Annotated in this window: 22 protein-coding genes; 14 read left to right on the forward strand and 8 right to left on the reverse strand. The window is 73.8% G+C overall.

The genetic code is table 11. The features are described 5' to 3' along the window. Positions 1–114 precede the first annotated feature (114 nt). Complete coding sequence (locus JXZ78_RS33115; RefSeq protein ID WP_030024172.1) at positions 115–1,146, reverse strand: ABC transporter substrate-binding protein; 1,032 nt, start codon at positions 1,144–1,146, stop codon at positions 115–117. Positions 1,147–1,331: 185 nt separating this feature from the next. Between JXZ78_RS33115 and JXZ78_RS33120 the strand changes: the two genes are divergently transcribed. From JXZ78_RS33120 to JXZ78_RS33130, 3 genes are all read left to right on the forward strand, one after another. Continuing rightward, complete coding sequence (locus JXZ78_RS33120) at positions 1,332–2,375, forward strand: iron chelate uptake ABC transporter family permease subunit (protein WP_030024173.1); 1,044 nt, start codon at positions 1,332–1,334, stop codon at positions 2,373–2,375. Beyond that, positions 2,372–3,484 (forward strand): FecCD family ABC transporter permease, encoded by a 1,113-nt coding sequence (locus tag JXZ78_RS33125; protein ID WP_030024174.1) that lies wholly within the window; start codon positions 2,372–2,374, stop codon positions 3,482–3,484. Before JXZ78_RS33120 ends, JXZ78_RS33125 begins: the two co-directional genes overlap by 4 nt. Before the next feature lie 151 nt (positions 3,485–3,635). After that, positions 3,636–4,448 carry an ABC transporter ATP-binding protein gene (locus JXZ78_RS33130; RefSeq protein ID WP_030024176.1) on the forward strand — a complete coding sequence of 271 codons (813 nt, stop codon included), beginning with the start codon at positions 3,636–3,638 and terminating at the stop codon, positions 4,446–4,448. A gap of 144 nt (positions 4,449–4,592) precedes the next feature. Here the strand turns inward: JXZ78_RS33130 and JXZ78_RS33135 are convergent, their stop codons facing one another. Beyond that, entirely contained in the window at positions 4,593–4,940 is a 348-nt protein-coding gene (locus JXZ78_RS33135; RefSeq protein WP_030024178.1) for a sterol-binding protein, read from the reverse strand. 76 nt (positions 4,941–5,016) lie between these two features. Here JXZ78_RS33135 and JXZ78_RS33140 point away from each other — a divergent pair, with 76 nt between their 5' ends. The 3 genes from JXZ78_RS33140 (at position 5,017) to JXZ78_RS33150 (ending at position 7,254) form a co-directional block, all read left to right on the forward strand. Continuing rightward, a complete protein-coding gene (locus JXZ78_RS33140) occupies positions 5,017–5,454 on the forward strand; it encodes a hypothetical protein (protein WP_030024179.1) in 438 nt (145 codons plus the stop codon). Positions 5,455–5,461: 7 nt separating this feature from the next. Continuing rightward, positions 5,462–6,277 carry a TlyA family RNA methyltransferase gene (locus tag JXZ78_RS33145; protein ID WP_030024180.1) on the forward strand — a complete coding sequence of 272 codons (816 nt, stop codon included), beginning with the start codon at positions 5,462–5,464 and terminating at the stop codon, positions 6,275–6,277. Positions 6,278–6,381: 104 nt separating this feature from the next. Beyond that, positions 6,382–7,254, forward strand: coding sequence for an NAD kinase (locus JXZ78_RS33150; RefSeq protein WP_032928120.1), 873 nt, complete (start codon positions 6,382–6,384; stop codon positions 7,252–7,254). Here the strand turns inward: JXZ78_RS33150 and JXZ78_RS33155 are convergent. From JXZ78_RS33155 to JXZ78_RS33165, 3 genes are all read right to left on the reverse strand, one after another. Further along, complete coding sequence (locus JXZ78_RS33155) at positions 7,190–8,203, reverse strand: CPBP family intramembrane glutamic endopeptidase (RefSeq protein WP_050502972.1); 1,014 nt, start codon at positions 8,201–8,203, stop codon at positions 7,190–7,192. The genes JXZ78_RS33150 and JXZ78_RS33155 overlap by 65 nt on opposite strands. After that, on the reverse strand, positions 8,200–9,684 hold the full coding sequence (locus JXZ78_RS33160) for a S41 family peptidase (protein ID WP_030024186.1): 1,485 nt from the start codon (positions 9,682–9,684) through the stop codon (positions 8,200–8,202). The genes JXZ78_RS33155 and JXZ78_RS33160 overlap by 4 nt, the downstream gene beginning before the upstream one ends. A gap of 145 nt (positions 9,685–9,829) precedes the next feature. Next, positions 9,830–10,039 carry a hypothetical protein gene (locus JXZ78_RS33165; RefSeq protein WP_030024187.1) on the reverse strand — a complete coding sequence of 70 codons (210 nt, stop codon included), beginning with the start codon at positions 10,037–10,039 and terminating at the stop codon, positions 9,830–9,832. A gap of 286 nt (positions 10,040–10,325) precedes the next feature. Between JXZ78_RS33165 and recN the strand changes: the two genes are divergently transcribed. The 4 genes from recN to JXZ78_RS33185 all read left to right on the forward strand — a co-directional run bounded on the left by recN (position 10,326) and on the right by JXZ78_RS33185 (position 15,901). Next, on the forward strand, positions 10,326–12,062 hold the full coding sequence (gene recN, locus JXZ78_RS33170) for a DNA repair protein RecN (protein WP_030024188.1): 1,737 nt from the start codon (positions 10,326–10,328) through the stop codon (positions 12,060–12,062). Positions 12,063–12,272: 210 nt separating this feature from the next. Next, positions 12,273–13,073 (forward strand): hypothetical protein, encoded by an 801-nt coding sequence (locus JXZ78_RS33175; protein ID WP_238783532.1) that lies wholly within the window; start codon positions 12,273–12,275, stop codon positions 13,071–13,073. An 829-nt stretch (positions 13,074–13,902) separates the two neighbouring features. Next, entirely contained in the window at positions 13,903–15,045 is a 1,143-nt protein-coding gene (locus JXZ78_RS33180) for a glycosyltransferase family 4 protein (protein ID WP_030019425.1), read from the forward strand. A gap of 142 nt (positions 15,046–15,187) precedes the next feature. Then, positions 15,188–15,901, forward strand: a complete 714-nt coding sequence (locus tag JXZ78_RS33185) for a LysE family translocator (protein ID WP_030019426.1) — start codon at positions 15,188–15,190, stop codon at positions 15,899–15,901. 24 nt (positions 15,902–15,925) lie between these two features. Here the strand turns inward: JXZ78_RS33185 and JXZ78_RS33190 are convergent, their stop codons facing one another. Together JXZ78_RS33190 and JXZ78_RS33195 are read right to left on the reverse strand one after the other, a co-directional pair. Then, a complete protein-coding gene (locus tag JXZ78_RS33190; RefSeq protein ID WP_030019427.1) occupies positions 15,926–17,551 on the reverse strand; it encodes a PucR family transcriptional regulator in 1,626 nt (541 codons plus the stop codon). A gap of 81 nt (positions 17,552–17,632) precedes the next feature. Then, positions 17,633–18,679: a LacI family DNA-binding transcriptional regulator gene (locus JXZ78_RS33195; protein ID WP_030019428.1), complete on the reverse strand. Its 1,047-nt coding sequence runs from the start codon at positions 18,677–18,679 to the stop codon at positions 17,633–17,635. 173 nt (positions 18,680–18,852) lie between these two features. Here JXZ78_RS33195 and JXZ78_RS33200 point away from each other — a divergent pair, with 173 nt between their 5' ends. Both JXZ78_RS33200 and JXZ78_RS33205 read left to right on the forward strand, forming a co-directional pair. Continuing rightward, positions 18,853–19,836, forward strand: coding sequence for a glycoside hydrolase family 16 protein (locus tag JXZ78_RS33200; protein ID WP_030019429.1), 984 nt, complete (start codon positions 18,853–18,855; stop codon positions 19,834–19,836). Continuing rightward, positions 19,833–20,999, forward strand: a complete 1,167-nt coding sequence (locus JXZ78_RS33205; protein WP_030019430.1) for a beta-1,3-glucanase family protein — start codon at positions 19,833–19,835, stop codon at positions 20,997–20,999. Before JXZ78_RS33200 ends, JXZ78_RS33205 begins: the two co-directional genes overlap by 4 nt. A gap of 87 nt (positions 21,000–21,086) precedes the next feature. On the opposite strand, the gene JXZ78_RS33210 is transcribed toward JXZ78_RS33205, so the two are convergent. After that, complete coding sequence (locus tag JXZ78_RS33210; RefSeq protein WP_030019431.1) at positions 21,087–22,898, reverse strand: glycoside hydrolase family 15 protein; 1,812 nt, start codon at positions 22,896–22,898, stop codon at positions 21,087–21,089. Between the two features lie 436 nt (positions 22,899–23,334). Here JXZ78_RS33210 and pyrG point away from each other — a divergent pair, with 436 nt between their 5' ends. Then, positions 23,335–25,014: a CTP synthase gene (gene pyrG / locus JXZ78_RS33215; protein ID WP_030019432.1), complete on the forward strand. Its 1,680-nt coding sequence runs from the start codon at positions 23,335–23,337 to the stop codon at positions 25,012–25,014. 124 nt (positions 25,015–25,138) lie between these two features. Further along, positions 25,139–25,765: an NUDIX domain-containing protein gene (locus JXZ78_RS33220; RefSeq protein WP_030019433.1), complete on the forward strand. Its 627-nt coding sequence runs from the start codon at positions 25,139–25,141 to the stop codon at positions 25,763–25,765. The last annotated feature ends 133 nt before the right edge of the window (positions 25,766–25,898 follow it).

Here is a 25,898-nt window from a genome sequence, read left to right on the forward strand (position 1 = left end):
TTTGGGTTGCACCCCCGGGGGGGGGGCCGGGGTTTGGGGGGGGGGGGGGGGGGGGGGGGGCCAGTGCGGTGCGGTGCCGTGGCCGGCCGGTGCGGCGGCCGGCCACGGCGTGCGTCAGGCGACCTTCTTGGCGTTCTGGATGACCTTGGTGAGCTCCTCCATCAGCGGCGCGGCGCCCGCGTAGGAGAAGCGCGGCTCGCTGGACCAGCCCGTGACCTGGCCGACCTTGACGGCGGGCAGCTTGTTCCAGGCGGGCTTGGCGGCCAGGTCCTTGGGCTGGAGGGCGGAGGTGCGGTTGTCGAGCATGAGCACGTCGGCCGGGTACTTGTCGGCGTTCTCCCAGCTCAGGTTCTCGAAGTAGCCGCCCTTGTCCAGGTTGTCGGGGACGATGATGTCCACGCCCAGCGACTTGAAGTACATGATGTCGGAGTTGATGCCGGGGTTGGAGGCGTAGAAGAGGTCGGCGCTGCCGGAGCAGGCGAGCACCCGGACCGGGTTGGACTTGGCGGCCTTGCGCAGTTCGGCGGCGGCCTTCTCGAAGCGGGCCTTGGCGTCGGTGACCTTCTTGGCCTTCAGGTCGGCGCCGAGGGACTGCGCCAGCTCGGCGTACCGCTCGATGATCTTCACCAGCGGGGTACGGGACGCGGTGATCGCCACCGTCTCGGCCAGCTTGGTGATCTTGTCCTTGCTCTCGTCCGGCACGAACCACAGGGCGCCCGGCTCGAACATGTTGGTGATCAGCAGGTCGGGGTTGAGGCCCGCGTACTTCTCGACCGCGAACTGGTTGTACGCGTTGCCGATGATGGTCAGACGGTCCACGTCGATGTCGCCGGCCTGCGCGTCCGGCTTGCCGTTCTTCAGCTTCGTCGGGCCGAAGACGCCCACGACCTGCTTGTCGACGCCGAAGTCGTACAGCGCGGCCGCGGTGCCGGTGAAGGCGACGATGCGCTGCGGCGTGTGGTCGAGCGAGACCTTCTTCCCGCGGTCGTCCGTGAAGGACCAGGCGCCGCCCTTGACGCCCCCCTGCGAGCCCGCGTCCTTGTCCTTGCCGCCTCCACAGGCGGCCAGCAGGGCGCCGATGCCGACGGCGCCACCGGCGGCGAGAACGCCGCGTCGGGACAGGGATACGCTACGGGGGGTGCTCATGGTCGATGCGCTTCTCTCTGGGCTGGGCCTCGGCACGGCCGTCAGGGCTTGACGGGACTTCAGCCGGTCGTTCACGGTCTTCAGTGCATTTCCGGACGGACTTCAGGACGGACGGCAAAGGGCCGGTAAAAGGCCCTGCGGAACGACTTGATGTCTGATCGTGAGGGTAGGCTAACCTAACTCCCGTGTTGGTTGACAGTCCCCCCGAAGCAGCAAACGCCCCCGCGGCTCCGCGGCGGCGGCAGATCACTCGCTCGGCGGGGCTCGTCGCCTCCGTCGGCCTCCTGGTGGTCGTCACCGCCCTGGGTATCGCCGTCGGCGCGAAACAGGTACCCCTCGACCAGGTCTGGCACGCCCTCTTCCACTACACGGGTGACGACACCGACGTGGTCGTACGGGACGTCCGCCTGCCGCGCACCCTCCTCGGCCTGCTGGCCGGCGCGGCCCTGGGGCTGGCCGGCACCGTGATGCAGGCACTGACCCGCAACCCCCTCGCCGACCCCGGCGTCCTCGGCATCAACGCGGGCGCCTCGGCGGCCGTCGTCTCCGCCATCAGCTTCCTGGGGATCACCTCACTGACCGGGTACGTGTGGTTCGCCTTCCTCGGCGCCGCGGTCGTCTCGGTCGCCGTGTACGTGCTCGGCGGCACCCGCAGCGCCACCCCCGTACGGCTCGCGCTGGCCGGCACCGCCCTGTCCGCCGTACTGATCGGCTACATCAACGCCGTCAACCTCCTGGACACCGCGGCGCTGGACCGGATGCGCTTCTGGACGGTCGGCTCGCTGGCCTCCGCCACCACGGAGACCGTGCAGGAGGTCGCGCCGTTCCTGCTGGCCGGTGCCGTCCTGGCGCTCGCCGTCGGGCGCCCTCTGAACGCCATCGCGCTCGGCGACGACCAGGCGCGGGCCCTGGGCGCCCGGCTGACCCGCACCCGGGTGCTGGCGATGGTCGCCGTCACCCTGCTGTGCGGCGGCGCGACCGCCGCCTGCGGCCCGATCGTCTACGTCGGCCTGATGGTCCCGCACGTCGTCCGCGCCGTCACCGGCCCCGACCTGCGCTGGATCCTGCCGTACTCGGCGGTCCTGTCGCCGGTCCTGCTGCTCGGCGCCGACGTCCTGGGGCGTGTCGTGGCGCGGCCGGGGGAGATTCAGGTCGGCATCGTGACGGCCGTCGTCGGCGGCCCGGTCTTCATCTACCTCGTACGGCGTCGGAGGATGGCCCAGCTGTGAGTTCCACCGTCAAGACCGACACCGGCCGGAACGATTCCGCGGCCACCGGCCGGGACACCGCCGCGCGGACCGGCAGGCCCGTACGGGCGGTCCGCACCGCCGGCGGGCTGTCCCTGCGCCTGGACGTACGGACCCTCGTCGTCTCCGTGCTGCTGGCCGCCGTGGCCCTGTTCGCGAGCGTGCTGCTGATCGGCACCGGCGACTTCCCCATGGGCCCGGGAGACGTCCTCGCCACCCTCACCGGGTCCGGCACCACCGCGCAGGAGTTCATCGTCAACGACCTGCGGCTGCCGCGGGTCCTGGTCGGACTGCTGGTCGGCGCCGCCTTCGGGGTCGCCGGAGCCGTCTTCCAGGCCGTCTCGCGCAACCCGCTCGGCAGCCCCGACGTGCTCGGCTTCTCCCAGGGCTCGACGGTCGGCGCGCTGCTGGTCATCGTCTTCTTCCAGGGCGGCACCTTCGCCATCGCCGCCGGCTCGGTCGCCGGCGGCATCGTCACCGGGCTGGCGATCTTCCTGCTGGCGTGGAAGGGCGGCATCCACGGCTACCGCTTCGTGCTCGTCGGCATCGGCGCCGCCGCGATGCTCTACGCGATCGTCCTGTACCTGATGACCAAGGCGAACATCGTCGAGGCCACCCAGGCCGTCACCTGGATGACCGGCACCCTCAGCGGCCGGGACTGGGACCAGGTCTGGCCGCTGGCGATCGTCTGCGTCCTGCTGATCCCGCTGTCGCTGCTGTACGGGCGGCCGCTGCGGATGCTGGAGATGGGCGACGACGCCGCGTACGCGCTGGGCGTCCCGGTCACCCGGGTACGCGTCGTCCTGCTGGCGGCGGCGGTCCTGCTGGTCGCCGCGGCCACCGCGGCGGCCGGGCCGATCGCCTTCCTCGCGCTGACCGCGCCGCAGCTGGCCCGCCGGCTGACCCGCTCGCCCGGCCCCAACCTGCTGCCCGCCGGCCTCATGGGCGCCGCCCTCCTGGTGACCGCGGACTGGCTCTCGCAGCAGATCTTCGGCGCCGACCAGCTCCCGGTGGGCGTGCTGACCGGCCTGCTCGGCGGCGGCTACCTGCTGTGGCTGCTGGCCTCCGAACGCAAGGCGGGACGGATATGAGCCCGAGCCGGAGCCCGAGCCCGCAGGACGCCGCACGGCAGCCGGGAACGGCCCCCGCCACCGTCCCCGTCTCCGCTCCGGCCCCCGCCCCCGTCACACCGACCGAGCCGCCCCAGGCCCCCGCGCCGCAGACCGCTACAAGGAGCAACCAGTGAGCCGTCTCACGGCCGAGAACGTGACCCTCGCCTACGACCAGCGGGTCATCGCCGAGGACCTCTCGGTGGCCATACCGGACCAGTCCTTCACGGTCATCGTCGGACCGAACGCCTGCGGCAAGTCCACGCTGCTGCGCGCCCTGTCGCGGATGCTCAAGCCCGCCGCCGGCTCCGTACTGCTGGACGGCGCGGCCATCTCCTCGCTGCCCGCCAAGAAGGTCGCCCGCACCCTCGGACTGCTCCCGCAGTCCTCCATCGCGCCCGACGGCATCACCGTCGCCGACCTGGTCGCGCGCGGCCGTTACCCGCACCAGGGACTGCTGCGCCAGTGGTCGGGCGAGGACGAACGGATCGTACGGGAGTCCATGGAGGCCACCGGCGTCGGCGAACTGGCCGAGCGCTACGTCGACGAACTCTCCGGCGGACAGCGGCAGCGCGTGTGGATCGCGATGGCCCTCGCCCAGCAGACCCCGCTGCTCCTGCTGGACGAGCCGACCACCTACCTCGACATCCAGCACCAGATCGAGGTGCTGGACCTGTGCGCCGAACTCCACGAGGAGCAGGGCCGCACCCTCGTCGCCGTCCTGCACGACCTCAACCACGCCGCGCGCTACGCCACCCACCTGATCGCGATGCGAGCGGGCGAGATCGTCGCCGAAGGGCCGCCGGAGCAGGTCGTCACGGCCGACCTGGTGGAGCAGGTCTTCGGCCTGAAGTGCCAGGTCATCGACGACCCGGAGACGGGCACGCCGCTGGTGGTACCGGCGGCGCGCAAGGCGCGGGAGGCTGCGGCGGCCGGGGCGTCCTGAGCGGGGGCGGGCGGGCCGGGAGGCCGAGGCGGCCTGCGGCCGGGCCGCGACGTAGGGCCCGGCTGCGACGGCGGGAGCCTGGTGTCCGGGCCGGCTGCGACGGCGGGGCCCGGGGGCCTGGTGTCCGGGCCGGCTGCGACGTGGTTACAGCAGCGACCGCAGGCGCAGCAGGTCGCGGAAGCCCGCCTCCAGCTTGACCCGGCCGCTGCCCCACGCCTTGGCGAAGTGCAGCTTGCCGTCGACCATGGCGACCAGGTCGTCGCCGCGCATGGCCAGGCGGATCTGGGCCCGTTCGGGCGGCGGCCCGGGGACGTTCGTGACGTCCTCCAGGGTGCCGTTCGCCAGCCGGCCGGTGAACGTGACGTCCAGGTCGGTGATCCGGCAGCTCAGCGAACGGTCGAACGCGGCCGCGCTGCGGACGTCGCCGTCGGCGGTGGAGAGGTTCTGTGCGAGCCGGCCGAGGGCGGCGCGGCACTCTTCGAGGGTTGCCATCGAGATCGACGATACGCCGGTACGGGACGGGCGGGCGGTGACCCGGTCGGCGGGCGGTTCGAGGTAGCGTCGAGGCATGGAAGAGCCGAAGGAGCCGGTGGGCGGCGGGGTGCCGGACGAGCGGATGCCGGACCGGTCTGATGCCGGTGGTCCGGACGGCCGGGGCCGGGACGGTCTGGACAGCCGCGCCCGGGACGGCCTGGACGGCTCGGACGGCCCGGAGCGCAACGGTGCCGCGCCCGCCGGGCCGCAGCCGCTGGGTGTCGTGGTCACGCCCACCGGGGACGCCGCCGTCGACGCCCAGCTGCGGCGCCTGGCCGACGCCGACCACCTCGCCGCGAGCGGACACCTCGCGGTGTACGAGGATGTGCACCGGGGACTGCGCGACGCGCTGGCCGCGCTCGACCGGCGCCCCGGGCCCGCCGGCCCGTCCGGCACCGGCCCGTCCGGTACTGGTCCGTCCGGCGTGCCCGCGTCCCCGCAGCCGTCCGCAACGTACGACAACAGGAGCTGAACCACAGGTGGCAGGAGTGGCACGACGCCGACTCGACGCGGAGCTGGTGCGCCGCAAGCTGGCCCGTTCCCGCGAGCACGCCAGCCAGCTGATCGCCGCGGGGCGGGTGACCGTCGGCGGGACGACGGCGACCAAGTCCGCCACCCAGGTGGAGACCAGCGCGGCCCTGGTCGTGCGTGACGACGACAGCGACCCGGACTACGTCTCGCGCGGCGGCCACAAGCTGGCCGGGGCCCTCGCCGCGTTCGCGCCCCTCGGCCTGAAGGTGACGGGCCGCCGCGCCCTGGACGCGGGCGCCTCCACCGGCGGTTTCACGGACGTCCTGCTGCGGGCCGGCGCGGCACACGTCGTCGCCGCCGACGTCGGGTACGGGCAGCTCGCCTGGTCGCTGCAGAGCGACGACCGGGTCACCGTCAAGGACCGCACCAACGTGCGCGAACTGACGCTGGAGCAGATCGACGGCGAGCCCGTCGACCTCGTCGTCGGCGATCTGTCCTTCATCCCGCTGGGCCTGGTGCTGCCCGCCCTCGTCCGCTGTGCGGCGCCCGACGCCGACCTGGTGCTGATGGTCAAGCCGCAGTTCGAGGTCGGCAAGGAGCGCCTCGGCAGCGGCGGAGTGGTGCGCAGCGCCGAACTGCGGGCCGAGGCGGTACGCGGTGTCGCCGGGCGGGCCGCCGCACTCGGGCTGGGGGTGGCGGGGGTGACCGCGAGCCCGTTGCCCGGTCCCTCCGGCAATGTCGAGTACTTTCTGTGGCTGCGCGCCGGGGCGGATGCACTCGACCCGGCGGACGTCGACCGAGCAGTGGCGGAGGGGCCCCGTTGACCATTTCTGAAGCATCCGGAGCGGCTGAGACAGCCGGCTCGCGCACCACCTGTACCGCACCGTCCCCGGGCGTCCCGGCGCCGTCCGGACAGCGCACGGTCTTCCTGCTGGCGCACACCGGCCGCCCCGCGGCCGTCCGCAGCGCCGAACTCGTCGTCCAAGGGCTGCTGCGCAGCGGCATCGGCGTACGGGTCCTGGCCGAGGAGGCGGCGGACCTGCCGCTGCCCGCGTCCGTGGTCCGCGTCGAGTCCGAGCAGTGCGCGGCCGAGGGCTGCGAACTGCTCGTGGTCCTCGGCGGGGACGGGACGCTGCTGCGCGGCGCGGACTTCGCCCGTACGTCCGGGGTGCCGATGCTCGGCGTCAACCTCGGCCGGGTCGGCTTCCTCGCGGAGGCCGAACGGGACGACCTGGACAAGGTCGTCGACCGGGTCGTGACCCGCTCCTACGAGGTCGAGGAGCGGATGACCATCGACGTCCTGGTGCGCAACAACGGCAGCGTCGCGCACACCGACTGGGCCCTGAACGAGGCGTCCGTGGAGAAGGCGGCGCGGGAGCGCATGCTGGAGGTCGTCACCGAGGTCGACGGACGGCCCGTCTCGCGCTTCGGCGGCGACGGCGTCGTGTGCGCGACCCCGACCGGCTCCACCGCCTACGCCTTCTCGGCGGGCGGCCCGGTGGTCTGGCCCGAGGTCGAGGCCCTGCTGATGGTGCCGATCAGCGCGCACGCGCTGTTCGCCAAGCCGCTGGTCACCTCGCCGGACTCGGTGCTGGCCGTCGAGGTGCAGCCCAAGACGCCGCACGGCGTGCTGTGGTGCGACGGCCGCCGCAGCGTCGAACTGCCCGCGGGCGCCCGGGTGGAGGTCCGCCGCGGCGCCACACCGGTACGCCTCGCCCGTCTGCATCACGCCTCCTTCACGGATCGTCTGGTGGCCAAGTTCGCCCTGCCGGTGGCGGGCTGGCGCGGCGCACCGCAGTAGCGGCGTCGGGGCGGACGGGTATCGGCTCCCCGGTGGGGCGGGTGGGTTTCGGCTCCGTGGTGGGGCGGACGGATGCCGGCTCCGCGGCGGGGTGAACGGGTATCGGCGCCGCGGCGGGGTGGGCGGAGCTCGGCTCGCCCCGGGCCCGGAGCGGCCGTACGGCTTTGGCTACGGTTCCGGCTCCGGGCCCGCGGAGCGTCACCAGCGCGGCCGTGAGCGACGCGACCGCGCCGAAGACCAGGGCGGGTGCGGCGTGCTCGGTGTAGCCCGGGAACACCGACTCGACGACGTTGATCGCGGTGTGCACGACGACGGCTGTCAGCACGATCCCGCCGGAGCTGTCGTACAGCCGGACCATCAGGACCCGCAGCGCGACCGAGCCGAGCACCTGGCCCGCTGTCCACGCGGCGGAACGCCCCGCCTGGGCGTACGCGACGACGTGCCAGGCCGCCCACACCAGGCCGATGACCAGGCCGGCGCCGAGCGGCCCCCACCGCTCCCGCAAGGGCCGCAGCAGATACCCCGTCCACCCCGCCTCCTCGGCAGCGGCGGCGACGAAGTACAGGACGAGGAGCAGCGGCACGGACGCGAGCGGGGAGTGCGGTCCGGTGGGCGGCGCTCCGGCCGCCGCCAGCAGCCCGTACGTGACGAGGAACAGGGCGGGTATCAGGAGCACGGCCGGCGCCCAGCAGCCGGGCCGCGTCGTGCCACGTACCGAGACCGTCCGCCGCACCAGCCGGCGCACCCCTCGCCCGCCCTCTTCGCGGAAGAGGAGCAGCGAGGCCACCGCCACCGGCAGGACGAACTGGAACGCGCTCAGCGGCATGCCCATGGGCAGCACACCGGACAGGTCGAAGACCGCGCCGGCCGCCCAGAACGGGACGGAGAAGGCCGCCAGTAACGCGAGGAACCCGAAGGGTGATCTGCCGCTCGTCCTGGCCGGAGTCATGACGTCGGGCGGCCGGAGCCGGCGGCCAGGAGGGCACGGGCGCGGGACAGGGCCGGGTCGCGGCGGGCCGCCAGGTCCGCGGCGGCGAAGACCGGTATGCGGACGGCCGGGGGGATGCCCGTCCCGTCGAAGGTGCGGCCGTCCGCGGTCAGGAACTCCTCGTTGGGCAGTGCGAACGTCCAGCCGTTCGGCAGGGTGCGGTCCAGGGTGTCGGAGAAGACGCCCTGGGTGTTCTCCCCGATGCGGACCGGCGCGGGAGCGCGGTCGAGCAGGGCCTGGGTGAAGGTCTCGCCCGCGCTGATCGTGAGCGGTCCGGTCAGCAGCGCGAGCGGGCCGGTGTAGCGGGGGCCGTCGTGCGGGCGCACCCGTGCGGGCTGGTCAGGGGTGAACTTCCGTGGGTCGGCCGGATCGTTGCGCGCGTGTTTGCGGTACGCGAGGTACGGGCGGTCCGTCAGGCGGGAGGCGACGCGCAGCCCCAGCGGGTCCGACCCGCCGCCGTTCAGCCGCAGGTCGACGACGAGGCCGCGCAGGGCCTTCGGGCCGGACGTACGGCCCCTGGTGAGCACGGCGTCCAACGCGCGGTCCAGCTCCGCGACATCGCTCTCGTGGTCGTCCTGATCGGTATAGCCCGTGAAGGACGTGATGCGGAGGTAGCCGAGACGGCCGGGGAGGTCGGCGTAGGAGAGCGCACCACCGGCCCACCGGCGCAGGGTGACGTCCCGGCCGAGGGCGGCCGTGATCGCCGCGTCAGCCTGCTTCAGGAGCGCGGGGGTGGGGGCGGGCGTCCCGGGCCGCGACCCCGCGTACCTCCGGCCGGGGCCCGCGGACAGGTTGGTGTGCCCGTTGTGCAGTGGTTCGATCATCGCGCGCAGCACGGCGAAGAGCTCGTCGTCGGTGGTCCGCGCGGTGACCCGGGGGCGGTACCGGGCCCGTACGGCGGCCCAGTCGATTTTCTTGGCGGCGAAGAACGGGTAGTTCTCGGCGTAGGTCTGCCAGAAGACGTCGAAGACCGCACGGGGGTCCTTCGCCGGGTTCCGGTGGCAGCGGGCGGGCAGCGCGGCGATCCGGTGGAGTGTGCGGTACCCGACGTTGTCCTGGATGCTCAGGCGGGCCACACCGGGGCTCTGCGGCGCGACCGTGACGCGCGCCGCGTCCGGCACGGCGAACTCCACCCGGCCCGCGGGGCCCGGCGGGCCCGTACGGACACCGTCGGCGGGCCCGGGGCGGCAGCTGACGGCCGTGGTCTCGTACGTACGGAGCCGCCGCTCGTCGATCGTGACGAGGGTGCCGTACCCGTCCATCCGCCACACGCCCTCCAGAGCATCAGGGGGCCGTGCCGAGGGCCGAGCCGCCAAGCCTTCCGTCGTACGGGCCGTGTGCGCACCGGCGGACGACGCACCGGCGGACGGCGTGCAGGCGGTGGCCAGGGTGGCGGCGGCCAGGAGGAGGGCGGCTCGTCGGGTGGGCGGGTGATCGGTCATGGTCGTTCCCCTGTCGGATGATGGTTCGGGTGGGCGTCGGCTGCGGCGGCTGGAGGGGTGCCCTCCGGTTCTCCGGCGACTGCCGCTGCGTCGGACCGGGGCACCGGCCCCGGACGCCGCTCCGATGCCCGAAGCCTTGGGCCCGTCACGCCGCTGCGGGAGTCTCCGTGGCGCGGCGGCGCAGGGTGGCGTGGGTCGGCAGACCGGTTTCGGTGAGCGGTGCCGGCCGGAACACGCCGCCGGGTATGTCCAGGGCTGCCGCCGCCCTGGACAGGTACGGCAGCGGGCTCCCGTACGCGGCCCGCAGCTCCGCTTCCGCCCGCGCCCCCGGTGCCGTCCACGGCCCCGCTGCCACCCGCGGCTCTGCGACCCCGTTGCCGCCCCCGTTACCGCCTGTCGGACCACCGTGGGGCGGTGCCCCGGGCCCTGTCCTGCCTTCTGCCGTCGCTCCGCCAGCCATGTGGCTCCCCCCCCCCGATCGTCTTCTGCTTCACAGCGTGACGGGCGGGACGGAGGTACCGCCATGAGGAAAACATCCGTTCTTGTGGTGGGGTTTTCCGCAGGACGGAGCGGTCGGGGGAGGGGGAGGCCGTCGCGGGGCGGGCCCGGGACCTCGTAAGGTCGTATCCGTGTTGGAGGAGATGCGGATCAGGTCCCTGGGCGTCATTGACGATGCCGTCGTCGAGCTGTCGCCTGGTTTCACGGCGGTGACCGGCGAGACGGGCGCGGGCAAGACCATGGTCGTCACCAGCCTCGGGCTGCTGCTCGGCGGGCGCGCCGACCCCGCCCTGGTGCGGATCGGAGCCAAAACGGCGGTCGTGGAGGGCCGCATAGCGGTGGGCCGGGCGGCACCGGCCGCGGTGCGCGCCGAGGAGGCGGGCGCCGAACTGGACGACGGGACGCTGCTGATCAGCCGCACGGTCTCGGCCGAGGGCCGTTCGCGCGCCCACGTCGGCGGACGCTCCGTCCCGGTCGGGCTGCTGGGGGAGTTGGCGGACGACCTGGTGGCCGTGCACGGCCAGACCGACCAGCAGGGCCTGCTGCGCCCGGCCCGGCAACGGCAGGCACTGGACCGCTACGCGGGCGACGCGGTGTCCGTACCGCTCGCCAAGTACACCGCCGCGTACCGGCGGCTGCGCGCCGTCTCCGCCGAACTGGACGAGCTGACCACCCGGGCCCGCGAACGGGCCCAGGAGGCCGACCTGCTGCGCTTCGGCCTGGAGGAGATCACCGCGGCCGAACCGCAGCCGGACGAGGACACCGAACTGGCCGCCGAGGCCGAACGTCTCGGCCATGCCGAGGCGCTGGCCTCCGCCGCCGCGGCCGCGCACGCCGCGCTCGCCGGCAACCCCGAGGACCTGGAGGCCGTCGACGCCAGCACTCTGGTCGCGGGCGCGCACCGGGCGCTGGACGCCGTACGCAGCCACGACCCGGAGCTGTCCGCGCTCACCGAGCGGCTGGGTGAGATCGGCATCCTGATGGCGGACGTGGCCGGCGAACTGGCCAGTTATGCGGACGGACTGGACGCGGACCCGCTGCGGCTGGCCGCCGTCGAGGAGCGCCGGGCCGCGCTCACGCACCTGATGCGCAAGTACGGTGCGGACGTCGCCTCCGTGCTGGCCTGGGCCGAGGAGAGTTCGGCCCGCCTCGCCGAGCTGGACGGCGACGACGACCGGATCGGCGAACTGGCGGCGGAGCGCGACGCGCTGCGCGCGGAACTGGGTGAGCTGGCGCAGGCGTTGACCGACGCCCGGGAAGCGTCGGCGAAGCGATTCGCCGACGCGGTGACGGCCGAGCTGGCCGAGCTGGCCATGCCGCACGCCCGGGTCAGCGTCCAGATCAGCCGGACGGAGCTGCCGGAGACCGCCGACGAGAGCGACGGCGTCGAGGTCGGCGGCCGTACGGTGGCCTACGGCCCCACCGGCGCCGACGAGGTGGAACTCCTCCTCGCCCCGCACCCCGGCACGCCGCCCCGCCCCATCGCCAAGGGCGCCTCGGGCGGTGAACTCTCCCGGGTGATGCTCGCGGTCGAGGTGGTCTTCGCCGGTTCCGACCCCGTACCGACGTATTTGTTCGACGAGGTGGACGCGGGCGTCGGCGGCAAGGCCGCCGTGGAGGTCGGCCGCCGGCTGGCCCGGCTGGCCCGGTCGGCCCAGGTCGTGGTCGTCACCCACCTTCCGCAGGTCGCGGCCTTCGCCGACCGGCAGCTGCTCGTGGAGAAGACCCACGACGGTTCGGTGACCCGCAGCGGTGTCACGGTCCTGGAGGGCGAGGACCGGGTCCGCGAACTCTCCCGGATGCTCGCCGGGCAGGAGGACTCCGAGACGGCGCGCGCTCACGCGGAGGAACTCCTGGAAACGGCCCGCGCGGGACGCTGAGGCGGGGGCCGGCGGAGGCCGGCGGAGGAGGCGAGGGCCGAAGCCGCAGACGGGGGCGGAGCCGAAAGCCGGAGCCGGGGCAAGGGCGGGGGAGGAAGGGCCGCAGCCGGAGCCGGGGAGGAAAGGCCGGAGCCGGAGCCGTGCCGTACGGATGCGCGATGCACCGGCCCCGCGCCCGCCGCGCCGCCCGGCAGCCCTACCCTGTCGATCATGATCGGAACGTTGCGCAAGGGCCTGCCGTCAGCTGTCGCGGCAGGTGTCACCCGCGTCGTGTACGGACAACTGCGGCGCCGGCCGCCCGGCGGGCGCGGGCGCTGGGAGCGCACGAACCACGCGGGCCGCACGGTGGACCTGTACAGCGGGCCCGCCACCGTCGCGGGCACCGCGCTCGCGGCCGTGACCGCGCCGGGACTGTCCGCCCGTACGCGCACGGCGGCAGCGCTGGCCGTCCTGGCGGCCGGGGGCTGCGGTACGTACGACGACCTCGCCGGGGCGGGTGATCCCCGGCGCGGTTTCCGGGCCCACCTGTCGGCCCTGCGGGACGGGGAGTTGACCAGCGGCGCGGTGAAGCTGCTCGGAATCGGTGCGGCCGGGCTGGCCGCCGGTGCGCTGATCAAGGACCGGCCGCTGGACAAGGTGCTCGCCGGGGTGGTGATCGCGGGCGCCGCGCACGCCGTGAACCTGGTGGACGTACGGCCGGGCCGGGCGGCGGTGGCCACGCTCGCCGCGGCGGCGCCGGGGCTGCTGCGAGGCGGCCCCGCGGGGGCTTTGGCGGCGGCGCCGACGGGGGCCGTGGCGGCGGTCCTCGCGGACGACCTGGGGGAGCGCACCATGATCGGCGACGCGGGCGCCCACGCCCTGGGCGCCGGGCTCGGCCTGGCCGTCGCCGCCGGATGCGGCCGCGCGGGGATGGCCGTGCACGCGGCCGCCCTGATCGGGGCCGCGGTGGTCGGTGACCGGGCGGGGGCGGCAGGGGCAGGCGGGCCGGGCCGAGGCCGGAGAGGCCGGTAACCGCTCCATGGCCGCGGAGGCCGGCGACCCGGCCGGAACCGGAAAGCCGGGCGACCGGATGGGGACCGCAGAGCCGGGCGACCAGAGAGACCGCAAGGCCGGGCGGCCCGGCCGGAACCGCAAGGCCGGGCGGCCGGAGGGACCGCAAAGCCAAGCGACCGGATGGGGACCGCAGAGCCGGGCGACCAGAGAGACCACAAGGCCGGGCGGCCCGGCCGGAACCGCAAGGCCGGGCGACCGGATGGGGACCACAAGGCCAGGCGGCCGGAGGGACCGCAAAGCCAAGCGACCGGATGGGGACCGCAGAGCCGGGCGACCAGAGGGGCCACATGGCCGGGCGGCCCGGCCGGAACCGCAAGGCCGGGCGACCGGATGGGGACCACAAGGCCGGGCGACCGGAGGGACCGCAAAGCCAAGCGACCGGATGGGGACCGCAGAGCCGGGCGACCAGAGAGACCACAAGGCCGGGCGGCCCGGCCGGGACCGCAGAGCCGGGCGACCGAACCGGGACCGCGGAATCCGCCCACCGGCCCGCCCGGACGGCCGCGTCCGGCGGCGCGTAACGGCCGGACCCCGCGTCAGGTCACTGCCGCTGGGCCGACCGAGTGGGCCGATTGTCGCCCATATGGGTGGTCAGGTGGGTGTATGGGCGATGTGTGCCCTTGGAACGGCTCGTCGGCGGTCCCGTATGCACGGCGCGGGCTGGCATCCTGGGGGCGCAGCGCGTACAGCTGCGCGACCGCGCCCCCGTACCGGCACCTGCCCCGGTCGGTGCCGGACCCGTGGCGCGCCGCCCGGCCCGCCCGCCGACCCCAGGAGCACCGCCCACGTGACCAGCACCCCGGCCCCGCCGCACGGACAGTCGCCGCTGCGCACGGTCCAGGTGCTGGGCCGGGGCAGCGCGGGCAGCGCCGCCCATGTCCGTTCGCTGGCCGCCGGGCTGGTGGCGCGCGGGGTGCGGGTGACGGTGTGCGCGCCGCCCGCCGCCGAGGACACGTACGACTACACGGACGCGGGCGCGCGGTTCGTGCCGGTGCCGCCGCGCGCCGACCCGGCCGGCGTGACGTCGCTGCGGGCCGCCTGCGGGGACGCCGACCTCGTGCACGCGCACGGTCTGCGGGCAGGCCTGCGCGCCGCGTTGGCCCTCCAGGGCACGCGGGGCCGCCGGGTCCCCCTCGTGGTCACCTGGCACACCAAAGCGCACACGGACGGGGCGCGGGCCCGTCTGGTCCAGCTGCTGGAACGGCGGGTGGCGCGGGCCGCCGCGGTCGTCCTGGGCGCGTGCTCGGACCTGGTGGACCGGGCACGCGAACGCGGCGCCCGGGACGCGCGCCTGGCCCCGGTCGCCATCCCGGCGCCCCGGACGGGCGGCCGCCCGCTGACGGCGGAGGACCGTCCCGCCCACAAGCAGCGCGCCGAACTGGGCGCCGTGGACCGCCCCTTGATCCTCGTCGTCGGCCGCCTGGAGACGCACCAGGGGCACGACTTCCTGCTGGACGCGGCGCACGCCTGGTGCGCCCTGGACCCGCAGCCGATGGTGGCGGTGGCGGGGGAGGGTGGGCAGCGCGAGGCGCTCCAGTGGCGTATCGACGCCGAGAACCTGCCGGTACGCCTGCTCGGCCGCCGCGACGACGTGCCCGAACTCCTCGCCGCCGCCGACCTGCTGGTGCTGCCCAGCCGCTGGGAGGCCCGCTCGCTGATCGCTCAGGAGGCGCTGCGGGCCGGTGTCCCACTGGTGGCCACCGATGTCGGCGGCACCCGTGAACTGGTCGGCCCCGCCGCCGAACTGGTCCCGTACGGCGACGCGGAGGCCCTCGCCCGCACCGTCCTGGAGCTGCTGGCCGACCCCGCCCGCCGGGACACGCTCGCCGCCGCCGGGCGCGCGCAGGCCGCGGGCTGGCCGACCGAGGACGCCACGGTCGCGCAGGTGCTGAGCGTGTACGACGAACTGATGCAGCGGCGGGGGGAATGAGCGACCCGGTCCGGGCGGCCGGCCGCGGGCGTCCGGACGGCGGAGCGCCCCGGCGGACCGCCAGTGGGTAGAGTCGCCCGGCACCGCGCGCGATCTTCACATCGCCCGCGTCCCGACACGCCCCGTACGACAGGAGGCCGCTGTGACGGCTGCGCTTCTCGGCTTCGCGCTCTTCGCCCTGCTGGTGACGATGGCTCCCGGGCCGGACACCCTGCTGGTGCTCCGCAACTGCCTGCGCGGCGGCAGAAGGGCCGGGGCCGCCTCCGCGTTCGGGGCCGCGGCGGGCTCGCTGGCCTGGGCCGTCGCCGCCGCGGCAGGCCTCGCGGCCGCACTGCAACGCTGGGACGCCGCCTTCATGGCCGTACGGCTGGTGGGCGCGGCCTATCTGGCCGTACTGGGTGCGCAGGCCCTGTGGGCGTACCGGCGGGCGGCCGCCGGTGCCACGGGAGCGGCAGGGGAGGCCGGCGGCCAGGCCATGACGGACGCCACGGACGCCACGGACGCCATGGACAACGCAGACGCCGCGAACACCACGGGCGCCGCGGCGGTCCGGCCGGCGCAGGCGTTCCGGCAGGGCCTCTACAGCTGCCTGCTCAACCCCAAGGTCGGCATCTTCTTCGTCGCGGTCGTCCCCCAATTCCTGCCGCAGGGCCACTCGGTGCTGGGGACGACCCTGCTCTTCGGCGTCATCGACGCGGTGATCGCGGCGGGCTGGCTGCTGCTGGTGGCGGTGGGCGCCGGGCGCCTGCTCCGCTGGCTGCGGCGGCCCCGGGTGCACCGCAATCTGGAGCGCGGTACCGGCGGTGTCCTGCTGGCCCTGGGCATCGGCACCGCGGTCGAGACGCTGCGGGCCTGAGCGAGCCCCTCCTGGGGGGCGCCCTCACCCCCGTTCCGTATGCCTCCTGGCCCGTAGCGCCAGCCGCAGCCCGAGCACCGTCTGCGGGTCCTCCAGATCGGTGCCCAACAACTGGGCGATGCGGGCCAGCCGGTCGTACAGCGTCTGCCGGTTGACGTTCAGGTCGCGTGCCGTCTCCGCCTTGCGGCCCGCGCTGGCCAGGTACGCCTCCAGGGTCGGCAGCAGCGGCTGGCGGGCGGACCGGTCGTGGACGAGCAGCGGGCCGACGGCACGGTCCACGAAGTCCGTCAGGACGCCCTGTTCGCCGTGCTCGCGCATCCGCCACAGCAGCAGCTCGATGTCCAGCCGGCGCGCGTCGTGCCAGGGCTGTTCCGGCAGGCCCTGCGCGGCGGCGGCCGCCTCCGTCGCGTGCCGCAGTCCGGGGCCCGCCGCCGGCCAGCCGCCCGCCGTGCCGACCACGACCACCGGGCGCCGCGCCGCAGGCGAGTCCGCCCCGGCCCGTTCGACCCCGGCGCGCAGGGCCTCGGCGACCCGGTCGGCGACGGCCGTACGGTCCTGGCCCGCGCGCGGCGCGACGAGCAGCGGTACCCGGCCTTCGACGGGGCGCACGCCGAGCAGCACGGGCACGCCCAGCCCGGCCAGCTCCTCCCGCAGGGCGCGGGCCAGCACGGCCCAACTGCCCGGTGTGGGCAGATGGGAGGGCAGCCGCATCACCACGGGAAGGATCGATTCGCCGCCCGGCCGGAACCCCAGCAGGCGGGCCTGCGCCGGAGCCTCGCCCGCGGTGATCCGCCCCTCCGCCAGATCGGCCAGGAAGTCACCGCGGCCGCGCGCGGCCAGCACCTCCTCCTGCCGGGACTGGAGCATCACCACGGCGAGCAGGTCGGCGGCGCGCTCGGCGGCGATCCGGTGCACCGGCGCGACGGGCGCGTTGACGGGCAGCAGGACCAGGCGGGCGCGTACGGCGTCGGGGCCGGGACCGCCGCCGGGCACGTCCACCCGCAGTCCGGTCTCCCGCAGCCCCTCCCACGCCTGGAGGGGGTCGGCGTCAGCGGCGCCGCCGTCGTCCGGGCCCGCCGCGTACAGGGGGCTGCCGTCGGGGGCTTCCAGGCAGAGCGGGTTGCCGGTGAAGGCGGCCAGCCGCCGCAGCACCTCGGGGGCGCCGCCGCCGCGCAGCAGGACGTCCGTACAGCTGCGCAGGAGTGCGTCGGCCTGCCGCAGCAGCAGGTAGTGGCTGTTGACCAGCTCGGTGTGGATCTCCTCGGTCACCGTGACGTACGGGACCTCGCGGTGCAGCTGCACCAGCGGCAGGCCGCAGGCCCGCGCGCTGTCGACGACGGCGGACGGCAGCGCCTCGAACCGGGAGCCCAGCTCCACGACGAGGGCGGCGATCTCCCGGTCGGCCAGCTCGCGGACGAAGGCGCGCTGCTCGGAGGGGCGGGCGCCCAGGCCCAGGCCGGTGGTCAGCAGCAGCTCGCCGCCCTTGAGCAGGGAGGCGATGTGCGGCACCTCGCCCGCGTGCACCCAGCGTACGGCGCGGTCGAGACGGTCCTCACCGGCCAGCACCTCGGGCAGCCCGCGCCGCAGCGCGGGCAGCTCCAGTGCCCTGCGTACCGTGATCACCGCTTCGATCTCCGCTTCCGGCCCCATGGCGGGGAACGCTACCCGCAGTCCGCTGTCCGGACGTACCGGGACGGTCGCCCCTCCTCCCCGACCTCGGAGCGGGCCCGCTCAGCCCGACTCCCTGACCACCAGCCTCGCCGCCGTGACCACCGAGGACAGCTCGTCTCCGGGGGCCTCCGCGTCCGCCCTCAGCCGCCGCAGCAGCAGCCGTGCCATCAGGCGGCCCATCTCCTCCACGTCCTGGCGCACCGTGGTCAGCGGCGGGTCCGTCCACGCCGCGGGGTCCAGGTCGTCGTACCCCACCACGCCGACGTCCTGCGGCACCCGGCGGCCGTGCGCCCGCAGGGTCCGCAGCGCGCCGGAGGCCATCAGGTCGGAGCAGACGAAGACGCCGTCCAGGTCCGGTGCGGCGGCCAGCAGGCCGGCCATGGCGCGCTCGCCGCCCTGGGCGGTGAAGCCGCCGTCGGCGATCAGCCGGGGGTCGGGCGCGGCGGGGGCCAGCGCGTCGCGGTAGCCGTCCAGGCGGTCCTGGGCGGAGGTCTGGTCGAGCGGCCCGGTGATCACGGCGATCCGGCGGCGGCCGCGCTCACGGAGATGGCGTACGGCCTGCCGGGCGCCGTCGCGGTTGTCGGTGTCGACGTACAGCGGGCGCGGCCCGCGGCCGGTGTCCGCCCAGCCGGGGCGGCCGCCGTAGACCGTGGGCAGTCCGGACGCCTCGGCCATCGCGGGCAGCGGGTCGTCGCGGTGCAGCGAGAACATCAGTACGCCGTCGGCGTGCCCGGCGGCCAGGTAGCGGCCGACGCGGTCGCAGTCGGCGCGGGTCTCCTGGAGGAGCAGCAGGAGTTGGATGTCGGCGGCCGACAGTTCCCGGCTGATGCCGCGCAGTTGGCGGCCGAAGAACGGGTCGGCGAAGACCCGGGCCTCCGGTTCGGCGATCACCACGGCGACCGCGCCGGTGCGGCGGGTCACCAGGGAGCGGGCCGCGCTGTTCGGTACGTACCCGAGGTCGGTGACCGCGCGCCGGACCCGTTCGCGTACTTCGTCACGGACCCCGGCGCCGCCGTTGACCACGCGGGAGACCGTCGCACGTGAGACGCCGGCCCGCGCGGCGACCGCTTCCAGGGTCGGCCGCCCGCCTTTCGATGTGCGCACCATTCAACCCCCGTAGGTGAAATCGGGCCAACTCGTTGGTCCATGCCAAGCCTTGACGGCTCGGCGGGAAGTCGGCACTGTGTGCCCCAACACGGCATGAGAGCGCTCTCAGATCTTCTCAGGCCGCGTGTGAACACGGAACTCCTCATCACCCCACGTCGCCGAGGAGCTATGTCATGAACACGAAAATACCCGTACGGAAGCGGGCCCGGGCCAGAACCGCGTCACTGCTCGGCGCGCTCGGCGCCGCCTTCGCCCTCGTGCTCGCCTGGCCACCCGCCCTGCCCACCGCTTCGGCCGGCGCACCGGCCGGATCCGCCGCCTCGGCCGCCGCGTTCAAGGAAGTGTGGCGCACCGACTTCAACGGCGCGGCGGGCTCCCGCCCGTCCGCCAATGACTGGATCATCGACACCGGCAAGGGCTACCCGGGCGGCCCCGCCAACTGGGGCACCGGCGAACACCAGACCTACACCAACCGCCCCGAGAACCTCCAGCTCGACGGCGCGGGCCACCTGAAGATCACCGCCCTCAAGAACGGCGCCACCTGGACCTCGGGCCGCATCGAGACCCGCCGAACCGACTTCGCCGCCCCCGCCCGCGGCAAGCTGCGCATCGAGGCGCGCGTCCAGATGCCGAACATCTCCGGCGAGGCGGCGCTCGGCTACTGGCCCGCCTTCTGGACGCTCGGCGCCGAGTTCCGCGGCAACTACTGGAACTGGCCCGGCATCGGCGAGTACGACATCATGGAGAACGTCAACGGCGCCAACCGTGTCTGGGGCGTGCTGCACTGCGGCGTCAACCCCGGCGGCCCCTGCAACGAGGCGCAGGGCATCGGCAATTCCCGTGTCTGCCCCGGCGCCGCCTGCCAGGCCGGTTTCCACACCTACGCACTCGAACTGGACCGCACCGGATCCACCGAGTACCTCCACTGGTCCGTCGACGGGCAGCGCTTCCACACCGTCAGCTCCGCCCAGATGGACGCCGCGACCTGGGCCAGGACGACCCATCACGGTCACTTCCTCCTGATCAACCTCGCGATGGGCGGCGCCTTCCCCGACGCCGTCGCGGGCCGCGCCACCCCCACCAACGCGACACGCCCCGGCGCCTCCCTCCTCGTCGACCACGTGTCCGTCTCCGTCCAGCAAGGAGCCACCGCATGATCTCCCGTCGCACCCTCATCGGCGGCGTCGCCGCGGCCGCCGCCGCCGGAGCCGGCGCGGGCCTGCTCGCCCGCACCGCCGGTGCCGCGCCGGCCGGCGCCACCGCAGCCGGACTGCCGCTGCACGTCGTCAACCGCACGGGCCGCTACGCCAATTCGGCCGTCTGGATCTACATCGTCGGCAATGTCGGCGGCCAGCAGGTACGGGTCACTCCACAAGGTGACATCAAGCCCGTAGCCCTCGGTGACAACCGCCCGGACGGCTTCACCGACTACGCCATGCCGCTCGCCGCGAACGGCACCACCACCCTGCGGATCCCGCGGATGTCCGGCCGCATCTACGCGTCGCTCGGCTCCAAGCTCAAGTTCAAGGCCGTACGGGACGGCAACGGTCAGCCCGCGCTGGCCTACCCCGCGGGGTGGGTGTCCGGCGACCCCAACTACCCGATCGTGCACGACTGCGCGGAGTTCACGTACGACGGGGCCGGCATGCACTGCAACACCACGTCGGTCGACATGTTCAGCGTCCCGATGTCCATCCGTCTCACCGGCGCCCGGGACCAGACGGCCGGGGCGCTCAAGGCCGGCGCGCGCTCCCGGATCTTCGCGGAGATCGGCCGCACGCCGGGCTTCGGCAAGCTCGTCGTCGGCGACAAGCGCGTCATCGCTCCCAGCCACGGCCTGGACGCCGGGCTGTTCGACCGGAACTACCTCGCGCCGTACATCGACCGTTCCTGGAACGCGTACACGTCCAAGGACCTGAAGGTCACCACCAACAGGGGCACCTTCACCGGCCGGGTCAGCGGCGGCCAGTTCAACTTCCGCGGCCCCGCCCAGTTCTCCATCGCCAAGCCCTCCACCCGCGACGTGCTCTTCTGCCACGGCACCCTGCAAGCCCCCAACGACGGCCTGCGGGGCCCGGTCGCCGCGGTCCTCGGCGCCGCCCTCAACCGCGCCACCCTCGCCGACCACGCGGCCCAGCCCACCACCAACGCGGGCACCTTCTACAAGGGTCAGCTCGCCAACCACTACGCGCGCGTCCTGCACGCCGAGGCCGCCGACGGCAAGGCGTACGGCTTCGCCTTCGACGACGTGGCCAACTTCGCCTCGTACATCGAGGACGGCGCGCCGCGCGAGATGACCCTCACACTGACGGCCTTCTGAGCCGCCCGGAAGCAGAAAACGATCCGAGAGCAAGAGCGAGGGGCCACGGCACCGCTGCCGTGGCCCCTCGGCCGTCCATGTCCTTCGTCAGCCGCCGTACGCGCCGCTGGCCGTCAGCCGCAGCGCCGTGTCGATCAGCGGGACGTGGCTGAACGCCTGCGGGAAGTTGCCCACCTGCCGCTGGAGCTTGGAGTCCCACTCCTCGGCCAGCAGGCCCAGGTCGTTGCGGAGCGCGAGCAGCTTCTCGAACAGGATCCGGGCCTCCTCGACCCGCCCGATCATCGCCAGGTCGTCGGCCAGCCAGAACGAGCACGCCAGGAACGCGCCCTCGTCGCCCTCCAGGCCGTCCACGCCCGCGTCGTCGCCCGAGGTGGGGTAGCGCAGGATGAAGCCGTCCTCGGTGCCCAGCTCGCGCTGGATGGCCTCGATGGTGCCGATCACCCGTTTGTCGTCCGGCGGCAGGAAGCCCATCTGCGGGATCAGCAGCAGCGAGGCGTCCAGCTCCTTGGAGCCGTAGGACTGCGTGAAGGTGTTGCGCTCCGGGTCGTAGCCCTTCGCGCACACCTCCCGGTGGATCGTCTCGCGCAGCTGCCGCCAGCGGTCCAGCGGGCCGTCCACGTCACCGGACTCGATCAGCTTGATCGTGCGGTCCACCGCGACCCAGGTCATCACCTTGGAGTGCACGAAGTGGCGGCGCGGGCCGCGCACCTCCCAGATGCCCTCGTCCGGCTCGTCCCAGTGCTTCTCCACCCACTGGATCAGCTTGAGCTGGAGCAGCGAGGCGTAGTCGTTGCGGGCCAGGCCGGTGTTGTGGGCCAGGTGCAGCGCCTCGGTGACCTCACCGTAGACGTCGAGCTGGAGCTGTCCGGCGGCGCCGTTGCCGACCCGGACCGGCTGGGAGTTCTCGTACCCGGTCAGCCAGGTCAGCTCGTTCTCGCCCAGCTCCCGCTCGCCCGCGATCCCGTACATGATCTGCAGGTTCTCCGGGTCGCCGGCCACCGCGCGCAGCAGCCACTCGCGCCAGGCGCGGGCCTCCTCGCGGTAGCCGGTGCGCAGCAGCGAGGAGAGGGTGATCGCCGCGTCGCGCAGCCAGGTGAAGCGGTAGTCCCAGTTGCGCGAGCCGCCGATGTCCTCGGGCAGCGAGGTGGTGGGCGCCGCGACGATGCCGCCGGTCGGCGCGTAGGTGAGCGCCTTCAGCGTGATCAGCGAGCGGACCACCGCGTCCCGGTACGGGCCGTGGTACGTGCAGTGGTCGACCCACTCGCGCCAGAAGTCCTCGGTCGCCTCCAGCGCCGCCTCCGGCTCCGGCACGTGCGGCGGGCGGCTGTGCGAGGGCTGCCAGCTGATCGTGAAGGCGATCCGCTCGCCCGGGCCGACCGTGAAGTCCGCGTAGGTCGTCAGGTCCTTGCCGTAGGTCTCGGCGTCCGTGTCGAGCCACACCGAGTCGGGCCCGGCGACGGCGACCGTCCGCTCGTCGATCTTGTGGACCCACGGCACCACCCAGCCGTAGGAGAACCGCATGCGCAGCGCCGAACGCATCGGCACCCGCCCGCTGACGCCCTCCACGATACGGATCAGCTGCGGTGTCGCGTCCTCGCGCGGCGGCATGAAGTCGATGACGCGCACGGTGCCGCGCGGGGTGTCCCACTCGGACTCCAGGACGAGCGAGTCGCCCCGGTAGCGGCGTCGGTCGGCGGGCAGCGGCCCGCCTTCGGGGCTGTGCGCGGGCCCCAGCCGCCAGAAACCGTTCTCTTCCGTGCCCAGCAGTCCTGCGAAGACCGCGGGTGAGTCGAAGCGGGGCAGGCACAGCCAATCCACCGTGCCGTCCCGGCACACAAGACCGGCGGTCTGCATATCGCCGATGAGTGCGTAGTCCTCGATGCGCCCGGCCACGTGCATCTCCCGTCGAACTGGAGTGACGCCCCCCATGGGACGTGTGATCTTGTCCGTCCTGCCCATGAAACTCCGCCGAGCAGCGAGTCCGGAAATCGGGCGGGGGTGGTGCCTTGCCGGACGGCCCGTGGCGAGTGTCCGAGCAGGATACGACGCACGGCAGTGATCCGCTTGCCGCTGCGGTGGGACAGTGCTGCGCCGAACGGGTGGCCTGAGTCACGTGCGGCGCCGCGCGCCCCGTGGGAGACGGCCGTACGTGTGCGCCGTGAGCGTGGCCGGGCGCGACCATGCCCGGTCGCTGATAGCCTGGTACCCCGTGGACCGAGGGGCCTGGCGCCAGTCGTACGGCACCCCCGACCGCAGCGAAGGCACCCCTGACAACCGCAGGGCGTGGCTGATTCGCACCTCTTCACCACGCGACCACGGGAGCCCCCTCTTGGCCATGCCGCCCAAATCCACGACGACCAAGCACCTCTTCGTCACCGGGGGCGTCGCCTCCTCGCTCGGCAAGGGCCTCACCGCCTCCAGCCTGGGCGCGCTGCTCAAGGCCCGGGGCCTGCGGGTCACCATGCAGAAGCTCGACCCGTACCTGAACGTCGATCCCGGCACGATGAACCCGTTCCAGCACGGTGAGGTCTTCGTCACCAACGACGGCGCCGAGACCGACCTGGACATCGGCCACTACGAGCGCTTCCTGGACGTCGACCTCGACGGCTCGGCGAACGTCACCACCGGCCAGGTCTACAACACCGTGATCGCCAAGGAGCGGCGCGGCGAGTACCTGGGCGACACCGTGCAGGTCATCCCGCACATCACCAACGAGATCAAGCACCGCATCCGCCGGCTGGCCCACGAGGACGTCGACGTCGTCATCACCGAGGTCGGCGGCACGGTCGGCGACATCGAGTCGCTGCCGTTCCTGGAGACCGTCCGCCAGGTCCGCCACGAGGTCGGCCGGGACAACGTCTTCGTCGTGCACATCTCGCTGCTGCCCTACATCGGCCCCTCCGGCGAGCTGAAGACCAAGCCGACCCAGCACTCGGTCGCGGCGCTGCGCAACATCGGCATCCAGCCGGACGCCATCGTGCTGCGCGCCGACCGCGAGGTGCCCACCGCCATCAAGCGCAAGATCTCGCTGATGTGCGACGTGGACGAGGCCGCCGTCATCGCCTGCCCGGACGCGCCCTCCATCTACGACATCCCCAAGGTCGTGCACGCCGAGGGCCTGGACGCGTACGTCGTGCGCAAGCTGGACCTGCCCTTCCGCGACGTGGACTGGACCGTCTGGGCCGACCTGCTGGACCGGGTGCACAACCCGGACCACGAGGTGAAGGTCGCGCTGGTCGGCAAGTACATCGACCTGCCCGACGCCTACCTGTCGGTCACCGAGGCGCTGCGCGCCGGCGGCTTCGCCAACAAGGCCCGCGTCAAGATCAAGTGGGTCACCTCCGACGACTGCAAGACCCCGGCCGGGGCCAAGCAGCAGCTCGCCGACTGCGACGCGGTCTGCGTCCCCGGCGGCTTCGGCGACCGCGGCGTGGACGGCAAGGTCGGCGCCATCACCTACGCCCGCGAGAACAAGCTGCCGCTGCTCGGCCTGTGCCTGGGCCTCCAGTGCGTGGTCATCGAGGCGGCCCGCAACCTGGCCGGCATCGAGGGCGCGAACTCCACCGAGTTCGACCCGGCCGCCGCCGACCCGGTCATCTCCACCATGGCCGAGCAGATGGACATCGTCGCCGGCGAGGGCGACATGGGCGGCACCATGCGGCTGGGCATGTACCCGGCCAAGCTGGCCGAGGGCTCGATCGTGCGCGAGGTCTACGACGACCAGCCGTACGTCGAGGAGCGCCACCGCCACCGCTACGAGGTCAACAACGCCTACCGCGGTGAGCTGGAGAAGAAGGCCGGCCTGCTGTTCTCCGGCACTTCCCCGGACAACAAGCTGGTCGAGTACGTCGAGTACCCGCGCGAGGTGCACCCCTACCTGGTCGCCACCCAGGCGCACCCGGAGCTGCGCTCCCGCCCGACCCGCCCGCACCCGCTCTTCGCGGGTCTGGTGAAGGCGGCCGTCGAGCGCAAGACCGGCGCCGCCGCCGGCGCCAAGAAGGGCGCCAAGGCCTGATCCCGCGGACGGCCGGTCCCTCTCGCAGCGCGCGGGGGACCGGCCGCCGTTGGGTACGGTTGACCGGGGTACCTGGCCTTTCACGGCCGGGTGCCCCGGTCGACTGCTTTGCGGAAGGACGTACATGGCCATCCAGGACAGCCCGGAAGCGTGGCGGGTCACCGCCACCGCGACGCCGTTCACCGGCAAGAAGACCAGCATGCGTACGGACGAGGTCGTCATGCCGGACGGCTCCACGGCCACCCGCGACTACCAGGTCCACCCCGGCTCGGTGGCCGTCGTCGCGCTCGACGAGGAGGACCGGGTGCTGGTCCTGCGCCAGTACCGCCACCCGGTGCGGCACAAGCTCTGGGAGGTCCCGGCCGGACTGCTGGACGTCCCCGGCGAGAACCCGCTGCACGCCGTCCAGCGCGAGCTGTACGAGGAGGCCCACGTCAAGGCCGAGGACTGGCGGGTGCTGACGGACGTCTACACCACCCCCGGCGGCTGCGACGAAGCCGTACGGATCTTCCTGGCCCGCGACCTGTCCGAGGCCGAGGGCGAGCGCTTCGAAGTCTCCGAGGAGGAGGCCGACATGGAGCTGGCTCGGGTGCCGGTCGCCGACCTGGTGCGCGGCGCGCTCGCCGGCGAACTGCACAACAACTGCCTGGTGGTCGGCGTGCTCGCGCTGGCCGCCGCCCGCGCGGGTGACGGACTGGACGCGCTGCGCCCGGCCGACGCGCCGTGGCCGGCCCGCCCGTTCGAGGCCTGAGCGCCGCTCCCCGGCTCCGTACGGTCCCGCGGTCCGATGATGCGCTGATCCGGACGGGTGACTCGGCCGTCGCGCTCCACCGGGCGTGTGACGGGTCGTGAACTACGCTCGACGGCGTGCCCGTACGCGACCG

Origin of the sequence: Streptomyces monomycini, from assembly GCF_022271435.1 — a bacterium.
Classification (GTDB): domain Bacteria; phylum Actinomycetota; class Actinomycetes; order Streptomycetales; family Streptomycetaceae; genus Streptomyces; species Streptomyces monomycini.